The organism is Nitratiruptor sp. YY09-18 (genome assembly GCF_016593235.1).
GTDB lineage: Bacteria > Campylobacterota > Campylobacteria > Campylobacterales > Nitratiruptoraceae > Nitratiruptor.
Map to the genome: position 1 here is coordinate 244,545 of NZ_AP023065.1, position 23,818 is coordinate 268,362.

The following is a 23,818-nucleotide window of genomic DNA, read 5'->3' on the forward strand; positions in this document are numbered from 1 at the left end:
TATGCTGCGTTATTATATAAAATATTTTGTGCTCTATGCTTTTATTGTCTGGCTGAGTCTCTTTATCGAAGTCTATGTATTTATGGATCCCTTTTTTCTCCATCCAAAACTCTATATTATGCCCGTGGTAATGGTAGCTCTCTTAGCGATTTTCCCAGCATACCTTGAGTATAAACTCTACAATAAAAACCAAGAAAAAATCGATATTCCTTTACCTAAAAAGACAAACTTTCAACCCAAAAAAGATCGCAATGATGTACTTACCGGAGCCTTGCGTAAAGATGCTTTCAATGAGATATTTGGTATGAAGATACTAGAAGCTAAGCATCTACAGTCCCCTCTCTCGCTCATTATCTTTGATATCGATCACTTTAAACAGATCAATGATACCTATGGACACTTAGTAGGTGATACTGTGTTGCAAGAGTTATCACACATTATCAAAGACAATATCCGCTCTTCGGAGTATTTTGTGCGTTGGGGAGGAGAGGAATTTATACTTCTCATGCCAGGAACCTCACTGCAAAATGCTGCCATGGTGGCTGAGAAACTGCGTAGAGCAATTGAGGCCCACGATTTTGATAAAGTTGGCAAAGTGACCTGCAGTTTTGGTGTCACTGCCCTCAATGAAAAAGATACAATCAAAAGCTTTTTAGAGCGTGCCGATGCAGCTTTGTATGAAGCAAAAAATAGTGGACGCAATGTTGTAAGGGTGAGAAGATAGGACGCATAATAGTTTATGGTGATATTCATGGATGTTTTGAGGAGTTTTTGCAACTGCGCCAAAAGATTGGCATACAAAAGGGTGATATTGAGATAAGTGTCGGTGATTTTCTCAATAAAGGCCCTTACTCAATAAAGGTGCTTCAATTTTTGCGAAAAAACAGTATTTTAGCAGTGCGCGGTAATCATGAGGATAAGTTTATACGCTATCATTTTCACCAAATCCTCCATCCTAAGAAAAATCCTATGCGTCTTGACACTCTCGAAGAGCAGATATATGCGCAGCTAAGTGATGAAGATATTCGCTACTTACAAACTCTTCCGCTCTTTATACAAAAAAAGAAGTTAACAGTCGTTCATGCTGGTGTTTTGCCGCAAACAAAGCTAGAAAATTTGGATAAAAAGATGGCTGCGAAGATCATGCGTGTACGTTATGTAGATGATGAGGGGCATTTTGTGCCACTTGATAAAGTAGATATACAGCGCCATTTTTGGTGGAGTGATCTTTATGATGGGAGATATGGGTTTATTGTTTATGGACATCAGCCATTCTACGCGCCAAGACTCGATCGCTTTAGCATCGGTATCGACACCGGAGGAGTCTATGGCAACAAACTCACTGCAGCTATTTTTGGTGAGTGTATCGCTCAAATGGAAATAGTACAGGTGGCAAGCAAGGCTTACGCACAAAGAAGAAGGCCATGGATTGTAGCAGATTTGTAGCAGATGTGCATCTAGCAAAGCTGGCAAAATATTTGCGACTTTTGGGATTTGATACGCTCTACTTCCACTCCATCAGTGATAATGCACTCAAAAAAATTGCGCAAGAGCAAAACCGCATCATCCTTACAAAAGATAAAGAGCTCTCTCTCCATCCAAAAGCCTATCTTGTCAAATCACAAGATGTTGCTAAGCAGATCAAAGAGATTTTGCACTATTGCAACACAAGAGAGTGTCACCCATGGAGTAGATGTTTAGTAGATAATACGCCTCTTATAGCAGTGCAAAAGAGTAAAGTCGAGCATCTTCTTCCACCCAAGGTAAAGAAGAGTTTTGAGAATTTTTGGCAATGCCCAAAGTGTGGGAGAGTCTACTGGCATGGAAGCCACTATGAGCGGATGCAAAAATTTATCGATGAGGTGTGTGACAAAATTCAGGTACAATCTGGGCAAGAAGATTGATGATCTCTTTGGGATCTTTTGTTTGTAATAGTTTTTCGATCTGCTGCTGCAGTGTTGCAAAATTAGCTGGATTTGCCCTTGCTATATAGATCGATTCATAGCGTGTTGGCTCTTCGCTGCCTTTGAGCATAAGCTCTTCGTAGAGCTTCTCACCGGGCCTTAGACCAATAAATTTGATAGGAAGATCTTTATTGTAGATCTCAAGCATCTTTTTGGCTAGATCTACAATCTTGACTGGCTCGCCCATATCGAGGATGAAGATCTCTTTGCCTTTGGCGATTGTAGCTGCTTGTAAGACGAGCTGGCACGCTTCGCTTGTAAGCATGAAGTAGCGAGTGATTTTGGGATGGGTAACAGTAAGGGGAAGGTTTTTTTCTATCTGCTCTTTAAATTTTGGAATGACACTGCCGCTGCTTCCCAGCACATTACCAAAACGTACCGCACAAATTGTAGTGTTATGTGATGGGACACTCTGGGCATAGAGTTCGCAGACACGTTTGGTAGCCCCCATCACATTAGTTGGATTGACTGCTTTATCTGTTGAGATGAGGACAAAGTGAGGGACTTGGTTTGCTATTGCGGCATCGATGCAGTTTTTGGTGCCTAAGATATTGTTCTTGACAGTAGCGTGAGGATTGAGCTCTGCAAGAGGCACATGTTTGTAAGCTGCAGTATGGAGAATGATATGAGGTTTATGCTTTTTTATAATTCTATCAATCTCATGAAAATCTGTCACATCACAAAGATGGGGGATGAGTGAAGGATACTCTTCACTGATTTTATAGAGATTATATTCACTCATCTCGGCTGCAACCACTTCACTCGCACCATACTCAAAACACTGGCGTACTAGCTCGCTTCCAATACTTCCGCCAGCACCAGTGATGAGTACGCGCTTATCTTTTATAAATTTACCAATTGCTCTTGTATCAAGGTCTTGGGGATTGCGTGCAAGGAGATCTTCAATGGTGAGGTTGCGCAGAGGCTCTTTTGTAAGAGTTGCGATCTTTATCTCTTTGATACCGTGCTCTTTGGCCTCTTTCTCTATAACGCGCAGCTCTTGGGGGTCAAGTTCTTTGGCGATAATCAATGCATCTGCGTCTAATTTAGCCCAGAAATCTTGTAATGACAGAACCGGTACGGTACCAATATAGCTCCCCCTTCTATCCTCATCAATGATTGCAACTGGCTTGTACTCAAACTCACCACTACTAAATCCATCTATGAGATTTTTTGTATTTGGCGAAATGCCATAAATAGCGCATGTTTTGATACTTTTATGTGTAGTTGACTCTATCCAAAGCCTTTTGGCAATACGCATGGCTGATAGGAAGATAAATGAGAGAAAAAAATCGATGAAAATTGCGCTGCGCGGAAAGAGAAAGAGGGTATTGTGGAAAGGAAATAAAAAGAGAATTATAATTGTATAAGCTACCATATGGGCGAGAAAGAGCCTGCGGGCTTCGGCAAGACCATAGTAGCGCCAGGTGAAGTGGTACTGCTTGAAAAAGTAGAGTGTTGTGATTTTAATAAGAGTAATAATCGCATAAATTGCTCCAAAATCTCTCCAAGCAAATGGTGGGATAGAGAAGTTAAAGCGAAGGCTGTATGCGAGGAGGAGCGAAAAGAGTGAGAATAGTGCATCTGCTAGCATAAAGAAGATGATTCTTTTGGCCATTGTTGGCTTTAAAAAATTTCGCAAATCTTCTCGCATATCTTTGCTACCTGCTTTTTTGTAAGTTGTGTGCCGCTTGGAAGACAGAGCCCTTTTGAGAATAACTGTTCACTTATTCTATTTCCATAGAATGGGAAATCTTTGCAAAGGGGCTGCATATGCATCGGCTTCCATAGCGGGCGCGATTCTATCTCTTCATCTAAAAGATGTTCGTGGATACGGAGGGGTTCTGTTTCAAAAAGGGCAGTTGTAAGCCATCTATTGCCATAACTTCCAGGAATTTCTGGCATGAACGTGGCTCTATTATCTAAAAACTCTCGGTACCAAGAAAAGATTTCTCTCTTTTTAGCAATCCTCTCATCCAATATTTCCATCTGGGCTACACCGATTGCTGCAAGGATGTTGCTCAGGCGATAGTTGTATCCATAGGTTATATGTTCATACCACGGAAATCCTGGTTCTTTTGCTTGTGTAGCCAAAAACCTTGCCTTTTGCATGAGCTTCTCATCTGCCCCCACAAGCACTCCTCCGCCACTAGTAGTGAGGATCTTGTTGCCATTAAAGGAGTAGACACCAAAAATTCCAAAAGTTCCTGTATGTTTATTTTTGTAGGTAGCACCAAGTGATTCGGCTGCATCTTCGATAAGGTGAGCGCTATATTTTTGGCAAAGCTTTGCAATCTCTTCTATGTTTGCGCTTTGGCCATAGAGATGTGTAACGATCACAGCTTTTGGACGCTCTTGCTTGAGTGCTTTTTCTAGTGCTTCTGGATCCATTTGCCAGCTTGCATCACAATCTATGAGGATTGGTGTAGCTTTTTGATATAAAATCGGTGAGAGGGATGCTATGAAGGTAAAGTTGCTTACTGCTACTTTGTCACCTTCATCAATTCCAAGAGTGCGAAGGGCAAGATGTATTCCAGCAGTAGCATTGCAAAGAGCTAATGCATGGTGAGCTTTTGTGTACTTTTTAACCGCTTCTTCAAAACGATCTATAAATTCACCGACCGGAGCGATATAGTTGCTTGCAATAGCTTCTTGAATGTATGCGAGCTCTTTGCCGCTCATATGTGGTGGTGAGAGATAGATCTTCATCAAAGCCTTTTATCCACTAAATCTTTAGGCAGCATACCCTTAATATCAAACACCACGCTTGATTTCGGTATCTTTTGATAATCAAGCTTTCTAAACTGCTCATGGGCTACGGCTAAAACAATAGAGTCATACTCTGTAAAATCTGGCTCATTTGCTAAAAGCTCAAGACTGTATTCTCTTTTTACTTCCTCTTTGTCTGCCCAAGGATCATATACATCTACTGCTATGCCAAAGTCTTGCAGCTCTTTTATGACATCAATCACTCTACTATTTCTAATATCTGGGCAGTTCTCTTTAAAAGTTATTCCCAGTACTAATGCTTTGCTCCCTTTTACTGTGTGCCCTTTATGGATGAGAAGTTTTACAACCTTATTGGCTACAAAGATACCCATCTCATCATTGGTCCTTCTACCAGCCAAGATGATTTGTGGATGGTATCCCACCTCTTTTGCTTTGTAGGCCAAGTAGTAAGGATCTACTCCAATGCAGTGTCCTCCAACAAGTCCTGGGCGAAATGGGAGAAAATTCCATTTGGTTCCAGCTGCTTCAAGCACATCAAGTGTATCGATATTTAGTTTGTCAAAGATGAGAGCCAGTTCATTGACAAATGCTATATTGATATCTCTTTGTGCGTTTTCTATCACTTTTGCAGCTTCAGCTACTTTGATACTTGGTGCCAGATGTGTGCCAGCGGTGATGATACTTTTATAGAGCTCATCGATCTTTTTTGCAACTTCTGGTGTACTTCCGCTTGTTACTTTTTTAATTGTTGGAAGGCGATGCTCTTTATCTCCTGGATTGATTCTCTCTGGAGAGTAGCCACAGAAGAAATCTTCATTAAATTGTAATCCACTCTCACGCTCTAGCTCTGGTACACATACCTCTTCGGTACATCCTGGATAAACGGTAGATTCGTAGATAACAATATCACCTTTTTTCAATACTCTTCCAACAGTTCTACTAGCCATTATTAAAGGGGTAAGATCTGGATTTTTATGCTCATCAATTGGAGTTGGAACAGTAACGATATAGATATTTGCTTCTTTTATATCTTCAATAGATGAAGTAAAGGAGAGGTTCTTTGCTTTTTGTAGTTCATCTTCACTTACTTCCAAAGTTCTATCGATTCCGTTTTTTAACTCTTCAATACGTTTGGCATTGATATCAAATCCAATAGTTTTATACTTTTTACCAAACTCTACTGCCAATGGCAGGCCTACGTAGCCAAGGCCGATGATGGCAAGCTTCAAAAACTCTCCTTGGGAAAAACTGTATGAAAGATGCGGTCTAGATCAAAGGGGCGGATATTTTTATTAAATCCAGCAATGTAGGGCAAAAACTCTAAGAAGAAATAAGCAAGGTGGAGCATCGGTAAAAAAATGATAAGCATTGTTTTGAATGTGGAAGGCTTATGCCATTCGCGTATCCACTCAACTGCGCTCTTAACACCATAGAGAGCTAGCATCGCTTCAAAACTGATAATAAAACCTAAAACCAAATATGTTAGAATGAAACTATATATAAAGAGATAGAGAAAAAACTCAAGGTTGCTCATGTACTCTCTTTTTTCTTACCATTATAGCAAAAGGTTACTGATACTCTTTATGGTAGCAGGACTTTTATTGAGTGGCTGTGTCTCAAAGCAGATACAAAGAAGTGAACCTGTGAGTTTCGTATTCAAAACACCTGTACTCAAAATTGCAGCTAGTGGCTTTTTGCAAAAGGGGCGCATCATCAAACTCCAAGGATACGATGCAGGCCAGCCGATACTTGAACTCATTCTTGCTAAACGTGTCTGTATCAATAGCAAGTGTATGAGCTATGCAATGTTTAATAAGAGGGTGCTTTACCCTGCATATCCCCCCTTTATTATTCGCAATATTGTAACTGGCAAGCCAATATTCAATGGTCAAAACTTAGAAAAAAGAGGTGATGGGTTTGTGCAAGAGATAACCTCAAAGCAGTTTGCTATAATCTACCGCGTCAAAAAAGATGTAATATATTTTAAAGATAGGAAAAACCGTATTCTTATAAAGATAAAGGAGCTATATTGAGTAAATTTGTCGGGGCACATGTGAGTGCAAGCGGGGGTGTGGAGAATGCTCCAAAAAACGCGCAAAAAATTGGAGCAAAAGCATTTGCTCTCTTTACAAAAAATCAGCGCCAATGGAAGGCAAAACCACTCTCGCAAGAGAGTATTGAAAAGTTCAATGAGTATCTTTATGAAGCAGGTATTCAAAAAAAGCATATTTTGCCTCACGATAGCTATCTCATCAATCTTGGACATCCAGAGGATGAGAAGTGGAAAAAGAGTTTAGATGCATTTATCGATGAAGTGCAGCGTTGCGAGCAGCTAGGACTTGACAAACTCAATTTCCATCCTGGCAGCCATCTTAAAAAAATCAGCGAAGATGAGTGCTTGGATCGCATCAGCGAAGCTATGAATGAGGCGCTCAAACAAAGCAGCTCTGTTACGCTTGTTATCGAAAATACAGCAGGACAGGGGAGTAACCTTGGGTATAAATTTGAACATCTGCGCTATCTCATTGACAAATCGATCGATAAATCTCGCGTAGGAGTCTGTCTCGATACTGCACATATGTTTGCTGCAGGTTACGATATCAGGACAAAAGAGGCTTATGAAAAGAGTATGCAAGAGTTTGATGAGATTGTAGGGTTTGCATATCTCAAAGGGATGCATATCAATGATTCAAAGGCGAAGTTTGCAAGCCGCGTGGATCGCCACCACTCCCTTGGCAAGGGTGAAATTGGCCTGGAAGCCTTTCGCTATATAATGCAAGATGAGCGCATCAAAGATATCCCCTTGATTTTAGAAACGATTGATGATACTATCTGGGATAAAGAGATAGAACTTTTATATTCATTTATGGAGAGTTAATGGAGTTTTTGAAAGATTTTGTAAAAGTCAAAAATGTCAAAGAGGCCAAAATTTTTCCTCACCTCAAAACCACAGAAGAAGAAGCAAAGATTTTGCAGTATATGACCCAAAAATATGTCAATGGTATCGATGAAATCAATGTCTATGATATGCTTACCACTCTCTATGGTGAAGAGAATCTGGTTCATCTCGATAAACTTGATTTAATCAAAAAACTGCTTGATCTTGGATGGGTAGTGCAGGCTGGATTTGGAGCTCTTAAATCGAGTGAATTTACAAAACTAGAGCTCCTCCATAGCGATATTGCTCTAAGTGTGCCATTTTTACGCCTGCTAGAAGAGGGAAATGTAGAGCTAGCACTCCCTGAGATCGCTCCATATAAAGACCATTTGGAATATCTTGAAGACCAGTTTTTCCGTATCGAAATTTATCAAAAGATCGCGCAAGCAAGGCAAAATTATGGAGGAGACGCACCCACTATTAATAGATTGCAAAACAAACTCAAACTCCTTGAAAACCGTATCGAAGAGCGCCTAGTAGTGACTAAAAACCCGATCGAAATTGAAAAGCTCTTTGAAGAGTATGATTTAAGTGTAAAGGAGCGCATAATATTTTTAGCTCTTTTGAAAGAGGAGTATGCTGGTACCGAAGGGAATCTGCGGGAGATGAATACACTCATCGATCTCATTAGTTTTAATGAGTATGAGCGTATAGAAAATAGAACTCTTTTAGAAGAGCACAGCAAGCTTATTGCAAGTGGTCTTATCGATTACGATGAGATGCTCACTCCTTTTGGAGGTCTCTCTCGCAGCTTCTTCATTGTTGAAGATGTGATGCAACGCATTATCCATCCAGATAGAAAACGCAGCAAAAAACTCAAACTCCAAAATCTCATCAAAGATCAAGATATTTTTGAGCTCATCGAGCCAAAGACAACGCTTGAGGATGTAGTGCTCCACCCTCAAACACGCAAAACTCTCGATGCACTTTTGCGTCAGATGGATAGACGTGTGGCTGAGAGGCTTAAGAAGTGGGGTATAAAAGCCAAAAAAAGAGGAATTGATGCCCGTATAATCTTCTATGGACCTCCGGGCACGGGAAAGACTCTCACGGCCCTCTCGCTTGCGCGTTCACTTAAAAAGCCGGTGCTCAGCTTTGACTGTTCTAAGATTCTTTCTATGTATGTGGGAGAGAGTGAGAAGAATGTGCGCAAAGTCTTTGATACATATAAAGAGCTGAGCCAAAAGGCCAAAACAGAGCCTGTATTACTCCTCAATGAAGCAGACCAGTTTTTGAGTGCTAGGAGTCAAGCCCCTGGAAGTAGTGCAGATAAAATGCATAACCAGATGCAAAATATCTTTTTGGAGCAGATTGAGAACTTTGAAGGGGTGCTCATTGCTACTACGAATCTTCTTGAGACCATTGATAGTGCATTTTCACGCCGTTTTAACTATAAAATAGAGTTCAAAAAGCCCTCTTTCCAAGAGAGAATCAAACTTTGGGAGAAGATGCTTCCACAAAAAGCGGAGTACGAGAAGGGGTTTGATATCAAAACCCTTGCGCAGTATGAGCTTACCGGAGGACAGATAAATCTTGTTATCAAAAACACCGCCTACAAGGTAGCAGTCAAAGATGAACCACTCTTTACAATGCAAGATTTCATAGAAGAGATTGAAAAAGAGAAGATTTCAGCCTTTGGTGATGAGAAATCTCTAGGCTTTTTGCACTAGTCTTGTAACATTGTGAAACATAGATTCTTAACTTTTTATACTCCTTGAGAGTGGTAAAACTTATTTAAAATTCTTTTTGTTACACTAGCCAAAGATTATGCTGGGTAATTGCCCAAATGTAAAAGGAGCATTGATGATGACCCATATGAATGTGGCGCATCCCTATTTTGGTGCGTTTTTACTCTTCGTGATTACGGCGGTAGCTTTCATTGCTACGACCGCAGCAGCCCGCTTTGTCAGCCGCAATCTAGCAAAACTTGATACTGAAAAGCTCAAAGTTGCGATTTATGAGTGTGGTCCAGAGCCAGATAAACAGCCTAATCGCATCTCAGCGCAGTTTTATCTCATTGCGCTTCTCTTTATCCTCTTCGATGTTGAGATTATCTTTATGTTCCCTTGGGCAGTCGATTTCAAAATTTTGGGATGGTTCGGTTTTGCAGAGATGATTTTGTTTATCCTCCTCTTGGCAATCGGTTTTGTATATGCATGGAAGAAAGGAGCACTTGAATGGCACAGCATCAAATGAATTTAGGATCCAATGCAGGATTACCTGTAGCATTAACGACAGTAGACAAGCTCGTCAACTGGGGTCGTACAAACTCTTTGTGGGTTTTGACATATGGACTTGCATGTTGTGCGATTGAGATGATGGCAAGTGGTGCAAGTAGATACGATTTCGACCGTTTTGGTGTAATTTTTCGCGCGAGTCCTCGCCAATCTGATGTGATGATCGTTGCTGGAACCCTGACTAAAAAGCATGCTGAGTTTATTCGCAGACTTTATGACCAAATGGCAGAGCCTAAATGGGTCATCTCTATGGGAAGCTGTGCCAATACTGGTGGAATGTTTAATACATATGCGACAGTACAAGGTGTAGATAGGGTCATTCCGGTAGATATCTATCTTCCTGGATGTGCGCCAAGACCTGAGACGTTGCAGTATGCAGTTTTGCTTTTGCAAAAACAGTTGCGTAAAAGATCGATATTCCAAAAACAAAAACCAAAAAGGTTGGTGTGATGAGACCATACAGACCAAAAGATAATGTGCAGAAAAAATCTTACTACACTGACAGGTTCTGGGTTGCTCCAAAGGTGGCTGAAGAGCCTGTAGAAGATGAGGTGTTTAGAGCCGACCTTGAGAGTGTGAAAAAAGTAGTTGATGTCAAAAACGCATATATCCAAAGAGGGCAGCTTGTCATTATTGTGGATGCAAAAGATAACGTAAAAACGCTCAAACATCTCAAAGAGGAGTGTGGATACGATGTGCTCAGCGAAATGAGTGCGATTGACTATCTAGTACGAGATGGTGAGTTTGAGATCTTTTATCAGCTTTTGGCTTTGAGCAAGCGTCGTCGCATTCGTGTGAAGTGTCGCATCAAAGAGAATGAGGCAATTGAGAGTGTTGAGCCGCTTTTTCGTAGTGCTGACTGGAGCGAAAGAGAGATGTATGATATGTTTGGAATTAAAGTGAACAACCATCCAAACCTCAAGCGTATCCTCATGCCAGATGACTGGGTAGGTCATCCGCTTCGCAAAACCTATCCACTCCATGGTGATGAAGCTGCCCAATGGTATGAAGTTGATAAGATTTTTGGAAAAGAGTATCGCGATATAATCGGACCAGAGCAGCGCGATGCAGCATATATTAGCACGACTGATACATGTAACTTTGCGCGCATCCATCATGAAGTGCCACGATGCGCTGATCCAAACAGCGAGCCGATCGATATGGATGTCTACAATGACGATGCACCGCTCGTTGAGACGTTTGACCTGAAAAAATCAAAAATCGTAGATAGAACGAGATAGGGGCTACCATGCAGCAAAGACATAGATTAAAGCCATATTTTGAAAACCTCGTTTTTGAACGAGATGATAACAAGATGGTGGTCAACTTCGGGCCACAACACCCATCAGCTCACGGTCAGCTTCGACTTATTTTGGAGATGGACGGAGAGCAGATTACAAAAGCCTATCCAGATATCGGATATCTGCACCGTGGAATGGAGAAGATGGGTGAGAACATGATCTACAATGAGTTCTTGCCTACAACAGACCGTATGGATTATATTGCAGCGACATCCAATAACTATGCTTTTGCGCTTGCAGTCGAGCGGCTTTTGGGTATTGAAGATAAAGTGCCTCGCAGAGCGAAAGTGATCCGTATGATGTTGCTTGAGCTCAACCGTATTATCTCTCATCTCTTTTGGCTTGCAACACATGCACTCGATGTTGGTGCAATGAGTGTGTTTTTGTACTGCTTTAGAGAGCGTGAGTATGCAATGGATTTGATGGAAGAGTATTGTGGTGCACGCCTTACACACAGTGCTGTGCGCATCGGAGGTGTTCCTCTTGATCTACCAGAAGGGTGGCTTGAACATCTTAACTGGTTTTTAAATAAACTCCCAGAGCAGATCGAACTCTATGAAGGGCTCTTGACAGAAAACCGCATCTGGCGTATGCGTCTTGAAGAGGTTGGTGTTGTTCCACCAGAGATGGCTAAACAGTGGGCATGTAGCGGTATCATGCTCAGAGGGAGCGGCATTGAGTATGATATACGCAAAGAGGAGCCGTATGAACTCTATGATGAAGTAGATTTTGATATTCCAGTGAGCGATAGATGTGATAGCTATGGACGCTATCTTCTCTACATGGAAGAGATGCGCCAAAGTACTAGAATACTGCGCCAGCTCATTCCTATGTATAAAGAGACTGAGCCGTTTCTCATGGCACATGCTCCACAATATATTAGTGCATCAAAAGAGGATATCATGACGCAAAACTACTCTTTGATGCAGCATTTTGTCCTCGTAACTCAGGGTATGAGACCACCTGTTGGGGAAGTCTATGCACCGACTGAGTCACCAAAAGGGGAGCTTGGATTTTTTATTCGCAGTGAAGGTGAGCCGTACGCATATCGTATGAAAATTAGAGCACCAAGTTTTTGGCATACAGGAATTTTGCAAGATCTTCTACCAGGGCACTATTTGGCCGACGTAGTGACAATTATTGGTTCGACAAACATAGTTTTTGGTGAGATTGATAGATAAAAGAAGGATATGCGATGGTCAGATACGATTTAAGACATCTCCATGAAGATTTTTATGATCGAATGTTAGAGCTTTTGGATAAGAATGTCAAAAGTGGCGAAGTGGCAATATTCTTATTTGAAGTAGTTGTCAATGGCAAAAGCAATTTTGAAGCAGTACAAAAGAGTGCCGATGTGATTAAAGAGGCAGGATACGAACTGCTCAATTCGCTCAAATTCAATGAAGTCGATTGGACAATAGTTGTGAGAAAAAAATAAGAGGGTAGTCCTGTGAGTAAAGTATACTTTTCAAGCTGGAAAGATGAATTGATTGATAATCGCGGCAAACCCAAAGAGGAGTGGGCCGAGTCAAAATACAACTTTCCGGTCAATTACAATATCGATGTAGCATCGAAAGCTTTCGTCGGGTGGGCTGGTTTGGCTCTCTTTGACGAAGATGTAGATGTGGCAAAACTGGCTACCGAATATGCTAAACAGTATCAAGTCTACTCTGAAGCTTGTGGGCGATGTGCTCCAGGGAGATGGGGTGGACGCATTCTTTATGATCTTTTTGACAAGATTGCTCGCGGTGAAGGTGAAAAGAGCGATGTAGAGCATCTCAAAGAGGTCTCTCGTACTATGATGGAGACGAGCAAGTGTGAGATCGGGCGTACAGTTCCAAAGCCTCTTCTCGATATTTTGGAACATTTCGAAGATGAGATCAATGATCTCATTGAAAACAAAAAGCCTTCAAAGTATTATCACAATCCAGAAATTAGCTACATAGCAAAAGTAACAGCTCCATGTATGGATGCATGTCCTGCCCATGTAGATATCCCTGCATATATCGAAGGAGTACGTGATCTTCGCTATGATGATAGCCTTAAAGCTACGAGAAAAACTATGCCACTTGCCCATACATGTGGGCGTGTGTGTCCACACCCTTGTGAAGATGAGTGTCGCAGGGCAAATCTTGATGAGCCAATCTCCATAATGGAGCTCAAACGTATTGGAGCAGATTTTGAGGATGAACATGGAATGTTTTGGCTCCATCCTCAAAAACAAAAACCCCTCACAGGTAAAAAAGTTGCAGTCATCGGTGCTGGACCTGCAGGACTCGCTGGAGCTTACTACCTTGGTCTTGAAGGTGTAGCATGTGATGTATATGAAGAGCTTCCTGTTCTTGGTGGAGAAGTGGCTGTTGGGGTACCAGAGTATCGCATGCCTGTCAAAAAATACAATAAAGATATAGAAGCAGTAAATTCTCTTGAGGGAGTACGTTTCATTACAGGAAAGCGTGTCACAGCAGATGATATGCGCAAATTTGAAAAAGAGTACGATGCGATTTTGGTTGCGACAGGTACGCGTATCAGTAAGAAGGTACGTGCAAAAAATGAGCGCCCCGAGATCAAAGGCTACTGGCCAGCTATAAATTTCCTTGATTGTGTGAATCTCTATGTAAAATATGGCATTCCAGTCCCAGAAGAGATCAGAAAACAGCAACATCTTGATAAAGAGTATGTAGATCTTACTGGTAAAACCCTTGTATGTGTTGGTGGTGGTTTTACTTCTATGGACGTTGTGCGCTGTGCAGTACGTGCTAATGCAAAGAAGGTCATCATGCTCTATCGCCGCGATGAAGCTACAATTATTCGCAATACAACATATGAAGAGTATCATGAGGCAGTAGAAGAGGGAGTGGAGTTTATCTTCTACTCTGCAGTTGAAGAGATCATAACTGATGAGAATGATAACCTCAAGGCTCTCAAAGTCAATCGCTTTGAACTTGTTCCTGACCCAGACGGTGGAAGACCGCAGCTCAAAAAGATCGAAGGTGCAGACTTCATGATAGAATGCGACTACCTTGTGCCAGCAGTAAGTCAGAGTGCAGATCTTTCACATCTTCCAGAAGAGTGGGAGATAGAGCTCACAAGCTGGGGAACCATCAAAACTGATGGAAAAACCTATATGAGTTCGCGCGAAGGTGTCTTTGCTGCAGGTGATTGCGAGTATGGTCCTATGACAATTGTCAATGCAGTTGGTCAGGCTAAAAGAGCAGCAAGCGTTATTACTCGCTATGTCCATACTGGTGAAGTGACGCTCACAGATGAAGAGATCATGGAAGATCATCTTAGAGCCTTAAAAGTTTATGACAAAAATGAAAAAGTTAAGGGTTGGCTACCAGGACTTCCAAGACAGGTGAGCGAGAAGCTCACAGTTGAAGAGCGTAAGCATACCAATCTTGAAGTGAACCTTGGATTTACGCAAGAGCAGGCGATTGCAGAGGCGGAGCGCTGTATGCGTTGTTATTACATTGCAATGGTAGCGGTATAAAGGTAGGTAATGGTTAAAATCTATATAGATGGCAAAGAGATACATGCAGATAAAAATGAGACAATTTTACAAGTAGCACGTAGAGAAGGAATATATATCCCAACCATGTGTTATCTCTCAAAAGTCAAACCGATCGAATCGTGCCGTCTGTGCGTTGTGGAAGTAGAAGGGGTAGAAGGTTTTGTACTTAGCTGCCAGGCGCCAGTAGTACCTGGTATAAAAGTGACAACCAACTCCCAAGCCCTCTATGAGCATCGCCAAAATATTATGAAACTCTATGATGTAAACCACCCATTAGAGTGCGGTGTATGTGATAAGAGCGGTGAGTGTGATTTGCAAAACAAAACACTTGAATTCGATGTGGATTCGCAAGAGTTTACAGCAAAAGATCAGTATCGACCGATTGCAAACTGGAAGTATATCCAGTATGATCCGAGCCTCTGTATTTTGTGTGAAAAGTGTGTGCATGTTTGTAATGAAGTAATAGGCGATGATGCGATTGATATCTTCTTTGGTGGATACAAATCCCACATAATACCAAAAAACGCTCCCACGCTAGATTGTACATTCTGTGGTGAATGTATAGCAGTTTGTCCAGTAGGAGCGCTGATTAGTAGCGATTTCAAATACACTTCCAACGCTTGGGAACTTCGTCAAATTCCAGCTTCTTGCGCACACTGTAGTGCGGCATGCCATCTCTACTACAACGTCAAGCATAGCTCTATAGAAAACCCAGAACCAAAAATCTATAGAGTCAAAAATGAGTATGAATTTGAGACACTCTGTGGAGCTGGCAGATTTGGATTTGATTTTGAAAACCGCGAAGCAAAAAAAGATCAAGAGCAGTTTAACAGGGCGGTAGAGGCTTTCAAAAAGGCTGATGCTATTCGCTTTAGTTCATTTATTACTAATGAAGAGGCTTTGATTCTCCAAAAAATGAAGGAGAAGTTTGGCTATAAGCTTATTAATGAAGAGGCTAGAAACTACCAAAAATTTCTCGAAAATTTTGCCAAGACCAGTGGGAAAACTCTCTATGATGCAAATTTGGAAACAATCGAAAAGAGCGATTTTATAATTCTTCTTGGAAGTTTTGCTTCTTCAGATAATCCCGCAGTGCGCTATGCATTTACAGTAGCACATAAAAGACGCAAAGCTGAAATTATTAATATGCATCCAGTCGAGGATGATCTGCTCAAACCAATTGTGACAAAGTTTATTAAATATGAAGTAGGAAGCGAAGAGGCAGCTCTGGGTATGCTTCTTGAAGCATTGAGTGATGAGAAGGCAAAAGAGGAGATTGGCAAAGAGTGGTTTGATGAGCTTGATATTGGGTATTTGAGTGCTGAATCAAATATTGGCGAAGAAGAGATTGAAGATATCATGCAGCGTTTAGCACGCAAGAAAAGACTCAGAGAAGATCGCTGCACACTCATTCTCGGTGAGGATCTCTACGCACATCCAAGGGCGCAGAATATAGCAAAACTTGCTGGACTCATCGATAGATTTACAGATTTTGATGTGATGATTATTCCACCAAAAACAAATAGTTTGGGAGTAGCACTTATCTGCGATCTTGATGATGAGCCAGGAGAGTACACAATCGGCTATAACGCACCTGGAGACTTTGTACTGAGCGCATTGGGTGATGGGGATCTCGATATGCCAGCACTCAACCAACAAGAGGGAACATTTACAAATATAGATAAACGTGTTGTACCTACAAATGTTGCCTTACCATATAAAGGGTATGTACTCAATGATATAGCAAGAGCACTAGGAGTGAGTGATAAAGAGTATACCATCGAGTTTACCGAGGAGCTTCCACAAGAAAAAGGGTATAAGCCTCTAGCATTCGATGATCTACCAAATGAGTTTTTAAATGATGGGACAGAGCAAAGAGGCTACGTACTTGAGCCACAAAAAGTGAACTTGTCACGCAAAAATATAGAGCCAATAGCAGAGCTACCAGAGTTTAATGGCACAGTCGTCTATCGCTGTGAGCCTGTACTGCAGTTTAGCCCTTTTACCAACAAAGCACATCAGCTTGCATGGAGTTGTGATCTCATTGGTTCTGAGCAGTTTGCACTGGCTGCAAAACTAAAAGATGGAGAGGAGGTAGTAGTGCACTCTTCATATGGAAAAATCAAAAAAACTTTCAAAATCGATCCAAAACTCAAAGGAACTGTAGCATTAATGGGGGTGAGTGATCTTGGTATGGACTATTTTGCAATGCAAGGAACGTATCGCTATGAAAGAGTAAAAATCACAAAGAGAGATGAGCAATGAGTGAAAAAATCAAAATTACAATCGATGGCAAAGAGTGTGAAACGGTAGCTGGTGAATATGTGCTCAATGTAGCTCGTGCGAATGGCATTTTTATCCCAGCTATATGCTATTTGACAAATTGTTCACCTACACTAGCATGTAGGCTTTGTCTTGTAGAAGCTGATGGGAAGCAGGTATATGCTTGTAATGCCAAGGCAAAAGATGGTATGAGCATTGTGACAGTCACAGAAAATATTATCAAAGAGCGCCGCGCTATTATGGAAGTCTATGATGTGAATCATCCGCTCGAGTGTGGCGTGTGTGACCAAAGTGGTGAATGTGAATTGCAAAACTATACGTTAGAGATGGGTGTCGATGAGCAGCATTATGCTATACGTGATACGTACCGTCCTGTAAAAGAGTGGAATTTTATCCACTATGATTCATCTTTATGTATCGTTTGTGAGCGGTGTGTGACTGTCTGTAAGGATATGATTGGAGATGCAGCACTCAAAACAGTTCCAAGAGGTGGTGATCCGCTAGATAAATCTTGGAAAGAGCAGATGCCTAAAGATGCATATGCAATGTGGAATAAGCTGCAAAAATCGATTATCGGTGCAGTCGCTGGAGAGGAGCTTGATTGTACATGGTGTGGTGAGTGTATTAGCGTCTGTCCAGTTGGTGCGCTTGTGAGCGAAGACTACCACTACACCACAAATTCTTGGGAACTCCATAAAATCCCAGCTTCTTGTGCACACTGTAGTGCAACATGCCATCTCTACTATGAAATGAAGCATACATCTATCGAAAATCCAGAGCCTAAGATCTATCGCGTGACAAATGAATTTCACTATCAGCCTCTTTGTGGAGCTGGCAGATTTGGATTTGATTTTGAAAACCGCGAAGCAAAAAAAGATCAAGAGCAGTTTAATAGAGCGGTAGAAGCTTTCAAAAAGGCTGATACTATCCGCTTTAATTCATTCATTACCAATGAGGAAGCTCTCATTTTACAAAAACTCAAAGAAAAATATGGCTACAAGCTTATCAATGAGGATGCGAAGGTTTATAAGAAATTCCTCGATAATTACGCCCAATATAGCGGAGCGAGCCTACCAAGCGCAGATATTAAAGATGTGCATAAAAGTGAATTTGTCATCAGTGTAGGTACAGCACTCAAGAGTGATAACCCACGCGCGCGCTTTGCATTTAATAATGCTGTGAAGATGAATAAGGGTGGCGGAATCTACTTCCATCCAATCAAAGATCCTGTGATAGAGGCTCTTGGAAAAACTGTAGTACCGGTCTATCATAAACCCCTCCAGGAAGAGGCGGTGCTCTACTTTATCTTGCAAGAGTTTGGCTATGTAGAGAAGCTTCCTAAATATATGCAAGAGTATCTCAATAGTTTCGTAGTGACAAAAACAAAAGAGGTCGAAGAGACAATAAAAGAAAAAGTCAAAGAGACTGTCGAAGAGAAAGTTGTCGACGAAGAGACAGGTGAAGAAAAAGTTGTCACAAAAGAGGTAGAAAAACTCGTACCGAAAAAAGTAAAAAAAACAGTAGAGTATCAAACAAACAGACTCTATGAAGTGATTGGTGCTCCAGAAGATCTCAAAGAAAAACTTGCTAAAGTGCTCACAAAAGCACAGAAGAAATCTCTCATTCTCGGTGAGGATCTCTACGCACATCCAAGGGCGCAGAATATAGCAAAACTTGCTGGACTCATCGATAGATTTACAGATTTTGATGTGATGATTATTCCACCAAAAACAAATAGTTTGGGAGTAGCACTTATCTGCGATCTTGATGATGAGCCAGGAGAGTACACAATCGGCTATAACGCACCTGGAGACTTTGTACTGAGCGCATTGGGTGATGGGGATCTCGATATGCCAGCACTCAACCAACAAGAGGGAACATTTACAAATATAGATAAACGTGTTGTACCTACAAATGTTGCCTTACCATATAAAGGGTATGTACTCAATGATATAGCAAGAGCACTAGGAGTGAGTGATAAAGAGTATACCATCGAGTTTACCGAGGAGCTTCCACAAGAAAAAGGGTATAAGCCTCTAGCATTCGATGATCTACCAAATGAGTTTTTAAATGATGGGACAGAGCAAAGAGGCTACGTACTTGAGTCACAAAAAGTGAACTTGTCACGCAAAAATATAGAGCCAATAGCAGAGCTACCAGAGTTTAATGGCACAGTCGTCTATCGCTGTGAGCCTGTACTGCAGTTTAGCCCTTTTACCAACAAAGCACATCAGCTAACAGAACATGCAAAACTGTATGCAAGTGAAACATTTATGCAAGAAAATGGCTTGCAAGAGGGTGATAAAGTAAATATTAAAAGAGATGATATTAATATAACGCTAGAAGTAGCGCTTGATGATAAAATTGGTTCAGGTGCATATATAGGGACATTTGATAAGAGTATCGATGTTGAGCCTTTCCAAAAAGGCTATAGATTTAAAGAAGTAACAATCCAAAAGGTGTGATATGGATGCAGCATTTGTAATATCAACCATTATAAAGATCCTCATAGTTCTTGGACTCTTTTCAGCATTGGCTGGATTTGGGACATATGTAGAGCGTAAAGTCCTTGCATTCATGCAAAGACGTCTTGGACCTATGCATGTAGGGCCTTACGGACTTTTGCAGGTACTTGCTGATGGTATCAAACTCTTTACCAAAGAGGACTTTATACCACAAGGTGCTGTGCGTCCTATATTTATGATAGCACCTGTTATTACAGCTGCTACAGCCTTCATCGCTATGGCAGCTATCCCTATGTTTCCAGAATTTACAATTGGTGGTTATACAGTTAGACCGATCATTTCAGATATCAATGTTGGCCTGCTCTTTGTTCTTGGTGTGATGGCTACAGGACTTTATGGTCCGCTCCTTGCAGGTATGGCTTCAGGCAACAAATGGAGTTTGCTTGGTGCTGCAAGGACTGCTATCCAGTATCTAAGCTACGAAGTTGTAACAGGTCTTTCAGTTCTAGCTCCTGTAATGATTGTTGGATCACTCTCACTTATCGATTTTAATAACTACCAAAGCGGTGGGGTAGCAGAGTGGATTGTATGGAAGCAGCCAATTGCATTTATTCTTTTCATGATTGCTGGATTTGCAGAAACAAACAGAACACCATTTGACCTTTTGGAACACGAAGCTGAAGTGATTTCTGGCTACGCAACAGAGTATAGTGGTATGCGTTGGGGTATGTTTTTTATAGGTGAATATGCGAATATGTTTACTATTGGATTTTTGGCAAGTCTCATATTCTTAGGCGGATTTAACGATCTATGGTTTATCCCTGGAGCGGTCGCAATACTTCTCAAAGTGTTTTTCTTATTCTTTTTCTTCTTGTGGACTAGAGCATCTTGGCCACATGTAAGACCGGATCAGTTGATGTGGCTCTGTTGGAAAGTCTTGATGCCATTGGCAGTAATCAATGTGGTCATCACTGGTATAGTGATGATGTTTTAAGGGGGAAGAGATGAGTGGATTAGAGCAGTTTAAAGATAGAAACGTATCACAAAACTACTACAAAGTGAAAATAGAACCATATCCAAAAACTGGATGGGAAAAGTTCAAAAGAGTTCTCAAAAGAAGTGTGAAGCTTGAACTTTTTGTGGGACTGAAGATTACACTCATGGAGATGCTACGTTTCAATATTCACACAGTTCAATATCCAAAAGAGAAGCTTCCAATTGGACCAAGATACCGTGCTGTGCATAAGCTCTTGCGTTTGCTAGAGAGCGGAACAGAAAGATGCATCGGATGTGGTCTTTGCGAAAAGATCTGCATCTCGAACTGCATACGTATCGATACAAAGGTAGATGAGCATGGCCGTAAAATTCCAACAGAATATACGATCAACTTCGGTCGCTGCATCTTCTGTGGATATTGTGCAGAAGTGTGTCCTGAGCTTGCGATTGTCCATGGTCAAGATTATGAAAATGCGAGTGAACAGCGAGCACACTTTGCACTCAAAGAGGATATGCTTACACCTCTTGATAAACTCAAAGAGCAAAAAGAGTATCCAGGATTTGGTGCGCCAACGCCAGCAGCTGATAAACTAATCAAAAAAACGCCACTAGCGTATTAAAAGGTGATATGATGGTAGAGGCTATAGCGTTTTATCTCTTTGCGATACTTACTATTGCAATGTTTACTATTACGGTCATGAGCAAGAATGCGCTCTATGCAATGAGCTCACTCGCAGCAGGTATGATCTTTATCTCTGCGTTTTTCTTCTTACTCGATGCAGACTTTTTGGGCGTTGTACAGATTATTGTATACAGTGGTGCTGTTATGGCACTCTATGCTTTTGCAATGATGTTTATGGATACGACGAAGGATGTCAAAGAGAAAAATCCATCCAATAAGATTATCTTTTTCCTCAGCGGTATGGTGGCATTGTTGCTCGTTATTATCCTCTTGACACCTATGATTTCAGATAAAGTTCAAGCACTCTATCCAGTAAGTGATGAGATAGGAAACACAGAAGCTGTTGGTATTGTGCTCTTTACAAAATATCTCGTGCCTTTTGAGGTTGCTGCAATTATGCTTTTGGTAGCAATGATAGCTGGAATAATTCTTGCAAGTAAACGCATGGATGAGAGTATTACACTCAAACTTGACCAAGAGATTGAACAAGAAGAAAAGGGTAAAGCATGATCACGCTCACACACTATCTCGTTCTTGCTGCACTTATTTTTAGTATAGCTCTTGTGGGAATTCTTAGACGCAAAAACTTGCTTATGCTCTTTTTTGCGACAGAGATTGCACTCAACGCAGTCAATATTGCCCTCGCAGCATTTTCAAAATATAACGGTGATCTCACTGGTCAGCTCTTTGCCTTTTTTATCGTAGCTATAGCTGCAAGTGAAGTGGCAGTGGGACTTGGATTATTGATCGTTTGGTATAAACGTCGTGGCAATATCGATCTTGATACACTACAATCTATGAATGGGTAAGGGATAGGCATGGAAAAATATGTATTGACGACACTCTTCGCTCCCCTTGTTGGCTCACTCTTTGCAGCCATGTTTGGAATGCAGCCGAAGAGATTAATCACAGGGATTGTAACATCGCTGCTACTCTTTATCTCTTTTGTGAGTGCAGTAATTTTGCTCGTTCATATTGCAGGTACTGATGAGATTGTACGTGTTGAGCTTTTTGATTGGATAACTGTAGGATCGCTCAATATTCCTTTTGGTTTTGTGGCTGATTATGTTTCAGTCATTATGATGGTGACAGTGACACTTGTCTCTACCCTCGTGCACGTCTACTCCATCGGCTATATGGAACATGATGAAGGGTTCAATAGATTTTTTAGCTATTTGAGTGCTTTCGTCTTCTCAATGCTCGTTCTTGTCATGAGTGATAATTTTGCAGGACTCTTCATCGGATGGGAGGGTGTTGGTCTTTGTTCATGGTTGCTTATTGGATTTTGGTACTACAAAAAAGATGAGCCAAGAGAAATCAACCCATCCATCAGTCCATCATGGGCAGCAAATGAAGCGTTTATTATGAACCGTATTGCCGATCTTGGTATGTTACTGGGTCTCTTCCTCATCTACTGGAGTGTAGGATCTTTGCAGTATGATGTAGTCTTTTCTCATGTAAATCTCTTTAATATTAGTGTTATTACACTTATGGGAATCTTCCTTTTCATAGGTGCAATGGGAAAATCTGCCCAGTTTCCACTCCATACCTGGCTTGCAGATGCTATGGAGGGTCCAACTCCTGTGTCAGCACTTATCCACGCTGCTACAATGGTAACAGCTGGTGTATATTTGGTTATTAGAGCCTATCCTATCTATTCACAAATTCCTGATGTGGGATTATTTATAGCTTCTTTGGGTGCATTTGTTGCAGTATTTGCTGCATCTATGGCTCTTGTCAATACTGACCTTAAAAGAATTATCGCCTACTCAACACTTTCACAGCTCGGATATATGTTCGTTGCTGCTGGCCTTGGTGCGTACTGGGTAGGTCTCTTTCACCTTATGACGCATGCATTCTTTAAAGCGCTCCTCTTCTTGGGTGCAGGAAATGTTATGCATGCTATGCATGATGAGCTCAATATTTTCAAAATGGGTGGTCTTGGTAAAGTGATGAAGTGGACAGCAATAATGATGATCATTGCCTCACTTGCACTTGCAGGTATCTATCCATTCGCTGGATTTTTCTCAAAAGATAAGATTTTGGAAGTTGCATTTGATTCACATCATTATATCCTCTGGTTTATGCTATGGGTTGGTGCTGGTATGACAGCATTTTATAGCTTCCGCCTCATAATGCTCGTATTCTTTGGAGAAGAGCGCTATAAAAAGTATGGTTTCCATCCACACGAAGCTCACTGGTATATGCTGGCAGCCATGGCGCCACTTGCAATTTTGGCAATAGTTGCTGGTTTCTTTGAACATCCATTTGAGGAGTTTGTGACAAGATTGCTGCCTGAGTATCATTTCCATACACATGGCATTGCTATCGTTGCACTTATAGGACTTACCACACTTATAGCACTCAGTGGTATTGCATTGGCAGTATATAAATACTCCCATGGTGGGTTCAGTGAGAAATGGAAAGAGACATTTATCTATAAACTGCTTTACAATCAATACTATATTCCGATTATTTATGAAAAACTCTTCACAAAACCGTATGCAGAGCTCAGCCGCATTGCATGGAAAGAGCTTGATATGCGTATTGTCGATGCTACTGTCGATTTTGTTGCAGGTATTATTTACAAAACAGGTTTTGCTGGTAGAGTAGTACAAAGTGGTAACCTTTCCAAAATGCTACGTTGGATGGTTATAGGTCTATTGATCTTGTTAGTACTTGTAGTGCTTTATAGCCCGGTAAGGTAA

Annotated in this window: 23 protein-coding genes; 19 read left to right on the top strand and 4 right to left on the bottom strand. The window is 41.2% G+C overall.

The genetic code is table 11. From position 1 onward, the window contains the following. Position 1 precedes the first annotated feature (1 nt). Genes JG734_RS01530 through JG734_RS01540 form a run of 3 tightly spaced genes read left to right on the top strand, consistent with a single transcriptional unit; the run spans position 2 to position 1,904 of the window. Positions 2–724, top strand: coding sequence for a GGDEF domain-containing protein (locus JG734_RS01530; protein ID WP_201333285.1), 723 nt, complete (start codon positions 2–4; stop codon positions 722–724). Between the two features lie 8 nt (positions 725–732). After that, a complete protein-coding gene (locus tag JG734_RS01535; protein ID WP_255531408.1) occupies positions 733–1,446 on the top strand; it encodes a metallophosphoesterase in 714 nt (237 codons plus the stop codon). After that, entirely contained in the window at positions 1,425–1,904 is a 480-nt protein-coding gene (locus JG734_RS01540; RefSeq protein WP_201333286.1) for a Mut7-C RNAse domain-containing protein, read from the top strand. Before JG734_RS01535 ends, JG734_RS01540 begins: the two co-directional genes overlap by 22 nt. Here the strand turns inward: JG734_RS01540 and JG734_RS01545 are convergent. From JG734_RS01545 to JG734_RS01560, 4 genes are read right to left on the bottom strand one after another with little or no spacing between them, the layout of a single operon-like run. Then, positions 1,852–3,582 carry a nucleoside-diphosphate sugar epimerase/dehydratase gene (locus tag JG734_RS01545; RefSeq protein ID WP_236586998.1) on the bottom strand — a complete coding sequence of 577 codons (1,731 nt, stop codon included), beginning with the start codon at positions 3,580–3,582 and terminating at the stop codon, positions 1,852–1,854. The genes JG734_RS01540 and JG734_RS01545 overlap by 53 nt on opposite strands. 8 nt (positions 3,583–3,590) lie before the next feature. Then, positions 3,591–4,673 (bottom strand): aminotransferase class V-fold PLP-dependent enzyme, encoded by a 1,083-nt coding sequence (locus JG734_RS01550; protein ID WP_201333288.1) that lies wholly within the window; start codon positions 4,671–4,673, stop codon positions 3,591–3,593. Continuing rightward, a complete protein-coding gene (tviB, locus tag JG734_RS01555) occupies positions 4,673–5,923 on the bottom strand; it encodes a Vi polysaccharide biosynthesis UDP-N-acetylglucosamine C-6 dehydrogenase TviB (RefSeq protein ID WP_201333289.1) in 1,251 nt (416 codons plus the stop codon). Before tviB ends, JG734_RS01550 begins: the two co-directional genes overlap by 1 nt. Beyond that, entirely contained in the window at positions 5,920–6,228 is a 309-nt protein-coding gene (locus tag JG734_RS01560; protein WP_201333290.1) for a hypothetical protein, read from the bottom strand. The genes tviB and JG734_RS01560 overlap by 4 nt, the downstream gene beginning before the upstream one ends. Here JG734_RS01560 and JG734_RS01565 point away from each other — a divergent pair. The 16 genes from JG734_RS01565 (at position 6,227) to nuoL (ending at position 23,818) form a co-directional block, all read left to right on the top strand. Next, positions 6,227–6,727, top strand: a complete 501-nt coding sequence (locus JG734_RS01565) for a hypothetical protein (protein ID WP_201333291.1) — start codon at positions 6,227–6,229, stop codon at positions 6,725–6,727. The two genes, JG734_RS01560 and JG734_RS01565, sit on opposite strands and share 2 nt — an antisense overlap. Next, on the top strand, positions 6,724–7,572 hold the full coding sequence (nfo, locus tag JG734_RS01570) for a deoxyribonuclease IV (protein ID WP_201333292.1): 849 nt from the start codon (positions 6,724–6,726) through the stop codon (positions 7,570–7,572). The genes JG734_RS01565 and nfo overlap by 4 nt, the downstream gene beginning before the upstream one ends. After that, entirely contained in the window at positions 7,572–9,302 is a 1,731-nt protein-coding gene (locus tag JG734_RS01575) for an ATP-binding protein (protein WP_201333293.1), read from the top strand. The genes nfo and JG734_RS01575 overlap by 1 nt, the downstream gene beginning before the upstream one ends. A gap of 136 nt (positions 9,303–9,438) precedes the next feature. Next, positions 9,439–9,828 carry an NAD(P)H-quinone oxidoreductase subunit 3 gene (locus JG734_RS01580; RefSeq protein WP_370583626.1) on the top strand — a complete coding sequence of 130 codons (390 nt, stop codon included), beginning with the start codon at positions 9,439–9,441 and terminating at the stop codon, positions 9,826–9,828. Continuing rightward, positions 9,810–10,319, top strand: coding sequence for an NADH-quinone oxidoreductase subunit B family protein (locus tag JG734_RS01585; RefSeq protein ID WP_370583619.1), 510 nt, complete (start codon positions 9,810–9,812; stop codon positions 10,317–10,319). Before JG734_RS01580 ends, JG734_RS01585 begins: the two co-directional genes overlap by 19 nt. Further along, positions 10,319–11,110 (top strand): NADH-quinone oxidoreductase subunit C, encoded by a 792-nt coding sequence (locus JG734_RS01590; RefSeq protein ID WP_201333295.1) that lies wholly within the window; start codon positions 10,319–10,321, stop codon positions 11,108–11,110. The genes JG734_RS01585 and JG734_RS01590 overlap by 1 nt, the downstream gene beginning before the upstream one ends. Before the next feature lie 8 nt (positions 11,111–11,118). Further along, positions 11,119–12,351 (top strand): NADH dehydrogenase (quinone) subunit D, encoded by a 1,233-nt coding sequence (gene nuoD / locus JG734_RS01595; RefSeq protein ID WP_201333296.1) that lies wholly within the window; start codon positions 11,119–11,121, stop codon positions 12,349–12,351. Positions 12,352–12,365: 14 nt separating this feature from the next. Beyond that, the gene (locus JG734_RS01600) at positions 12,366–12,608 is read left to right on the top strand and encodes an NADH-ubiquinone oxidoreductase subunit E family protein (protein ID WP_201333297.1); all 243 of its coding nucleotides are present in this window, start codon (positions 12,366–12,368) and stop codon (positions 12,606–12,608) included. A gap of 12 nt (positions 12,609–12,620) precedes the next feature. Further along, positions 12,621–14,663, top strand: coding sequence for an FAD-dependent oxidoreductase (locus JG734_RS01605; protein WP_201333298.1), 2,043 nt, complete (start codon positions 12,621–12,623; stop codon positions 14,661–14,663). A 9-nt stretch (positions 14,664–14,672) separates the two neighbouring features. Further along, complete coding sequence (locus tag JG734_RS01610; RefSeq protein ID WP_201333299.1) at positions 14,673–16,949, top strand: 2Fe-2S iron-sulfur cluster-binding protein; 2,277 nt, start codon at positions 14,673–14,675, stop codon at positions 16,947–16,949. Continuing rightward, the gene (locus JG734_RS01615) at positions 16,946–19,432 is read left to right on the top strand and encodes an NADH-quinone oxidoreductase subunit G (protein ID WP_201333300.1); all 2,487 of its coding nucleotides are present in this window, start codon (positions 16,946–16,948) and stop codon (positions 19,430–19,432) included. The genes JG734_RS01610 and JG734_RS01615 overlap by 4 nt, the downstream gene beginning before the upstream one ends. Before the next feature lies 1 nt (position 19,433). Next, positions 19,434–20,426 (top strand): NADH-quinone oxidoreductase subunit NuoH, encoded by a 993-nt coding sequence (gene nuoH, locus JG734_RS01620; RefSeq protein WP_201333301.1) that lies wholly within the window; start codon positions 19,434–19,436, stop codon positions 20,424–20,426. Between the two features lie 10 nt (positions 20,427–20,436). Continuing rightward, entirely contained in the window at positions 20,437–21,048 is a 612-nt protein-coding gene (gene nuoI / locus JG734_RS01625) for an NADH-quinone oxidoreductase subunit NuoI (protein ID WP_201333302.1), read from the top strand. A gap of 11 nt (positions 21,049–21,059) precedes the next feature. Then, positions 21,060–21,620 (top strand): NADH-quinone oxidoreductase subunit J, encoded by a 561-nt coding sequence (locus tag JG734_RS01630; RefSeq protein ID WP_201333303.1) that lies wholly within the window; start codon positions 21,060–21,062, stop codon positions 21,618–21,620. Continuing rightward, positions 21,617–21,919 carry an NADH-quinone oxidoreductase subunit NuoK gene (gene nuoK, locus JG734_RS01635; protein ID WP_201333304.1) on the top strand — a complete coding sequence of 101 codons (303 nt, stop codon included), beginning with the start codon at positions 21,617–21,619 and terminating at the stop codon, positions 21,917–21,919. Before JG734_RS01630 ends, nuoK begins: the two co-directional genes overlap by 4 nt. A gap of 9 nt (positions 21,920–21,928) precedes the next feature. Then, positions 21,929–23,818 (top strand): NADH-quinone oxidoreductase subunit L, encoded by a 1,890-nt coding sequence (nuoL, locus tag JG734_RS01640; RefSeq protein WP_236586999.1) that lies wholly within the window; start codon positions 21,929–21,931, stop codon positions 23,816–23,818.

Bases quoted from the DNA above. Each gene is read 5' to 3' on its own strand.
- JG734_RS01530 (WP_201333285.1), top strand. From the start codon at position 2: ATGCTGCGTTATTATATAAAATATTTTGTGCTCTATGCTTTTATTGTC.
- JG734_RS01540 (WP_201333286.1), top strand. From the start codon at position 1,425: ATGGATTGTAGCAGATTTGTAGCAGATGTGCATCTAGCAAAGCTGGCA.
- JG734_RS01545 (WP_236586998.1), bottom strand. From the start codon at position 3,582: ATGGCCAAAAGAATCATCTTCTTTATGCTAGCAGATGCACTATTCTCA.
- JG734_RS01550 (WP_201333288.1), bottom strand. From the start codon at position 4,673: ATGAAGATCTATCTCTCACCACCACATATGAGCGGCAAAGAGCTCGCA.
- JG734_RS01565 (WP_201333291.1), top strand. From the start codon at position 6,227: ATGTACTCTCTTTTTTCTTACCATTATAGCAAAAGGTTACTGATACTC.
- JG734_RS01560 (WP_201333290.1), bottom strand. From the start codon at position 6,228: ATGAGCAACCTTGAGTTTTTTCTCTATCTCTTTATATATAGTTTCATT.
- JG734_RS01575 (WP_201333293.1), top strand. From the start codon at position 7,572: ATGGAGTTTTTGAAAGATTTTGTAAAAGTCAAAAATGTCAAAGAGGCC.
- JG734_RS01580 (WP_370583626.1), top strand. From the start codon at position 9,439: ATGACCCATATGAATGTGGCGCATCCCTATTTTGGTGCGTTTTTACTC.
- JG734_RS01585 (WP_370583619.1), top strand. From the start codon at position 9,810: ATGGCACAGCATCAAATGAATTTAGGATCCAATGCAGGATTACCTGTA.
- JG734_RS01590 (WP_201333295.1), top strand. From the start codon at position 10,319: ATGAGACCATACAGACCAAAAGATAATGTGCAGAAAAAATCTTACTAC.
- nuoD (WP_201333296.1), top strand. From the start codon at position 11,119: ATGCAGCAAAGACATAGATTAAAGCCATATTTTGAAAACCTCGTTTTT.
- JG734_RS01600 (WP_201333297.1), top strand. From the start codon at position 12,366: ATGGTCAGATACGATTTAAGACATCTCCATGAAGATTTTTATGATCGA.
- JG734_RS01610 (WP_201333299.1), top strand. From the start codon at position 14,673: ATGGTTAAAATCTATATAGATGGCAAAGAGATACATGCAGATAAAAAT.
- JG734_RS01615 (WP_201333300.1), top strand. From the start codon at position 16,946: ATGAGTGAAAAAATCAAAATTACAATCGATGGCAAAGAGTGTGAAACG.
- nuoH (WP_201333301.1), top strand. From the start codon at position 19,434: ATGGATGCAGCATTTGTAATATCAACCATTATAAAGATCCTCATAGTT.
- nuoI (WP_201333302.1), top strand. From the start codon at position 20,437: ATGAGTGGATTAGAGCAGTTTAAAGATAGAAACGTATCACAAAACTAC.
- JG734_RS01630 (WP_201333303.1), top strand. From the start codon at position 21,060: ATGGTAGAGGCTATAGCGTTTTATCTCTTTGCGATACTTACTATTGCA.
- nuoK (WP_201333304.1), top strand. From the start codon at position 21,617: ATGATCACGCTCACACACTATCTCGTTCTTGCTGCACTTATTTTTAGT.
- nuoL (WP_236586999.1), top strand. From the start codon at position 21,929: ATGGAAAAATATGTATTGACGACACTCTTCGCTCCCCTTGTTGGCTCA.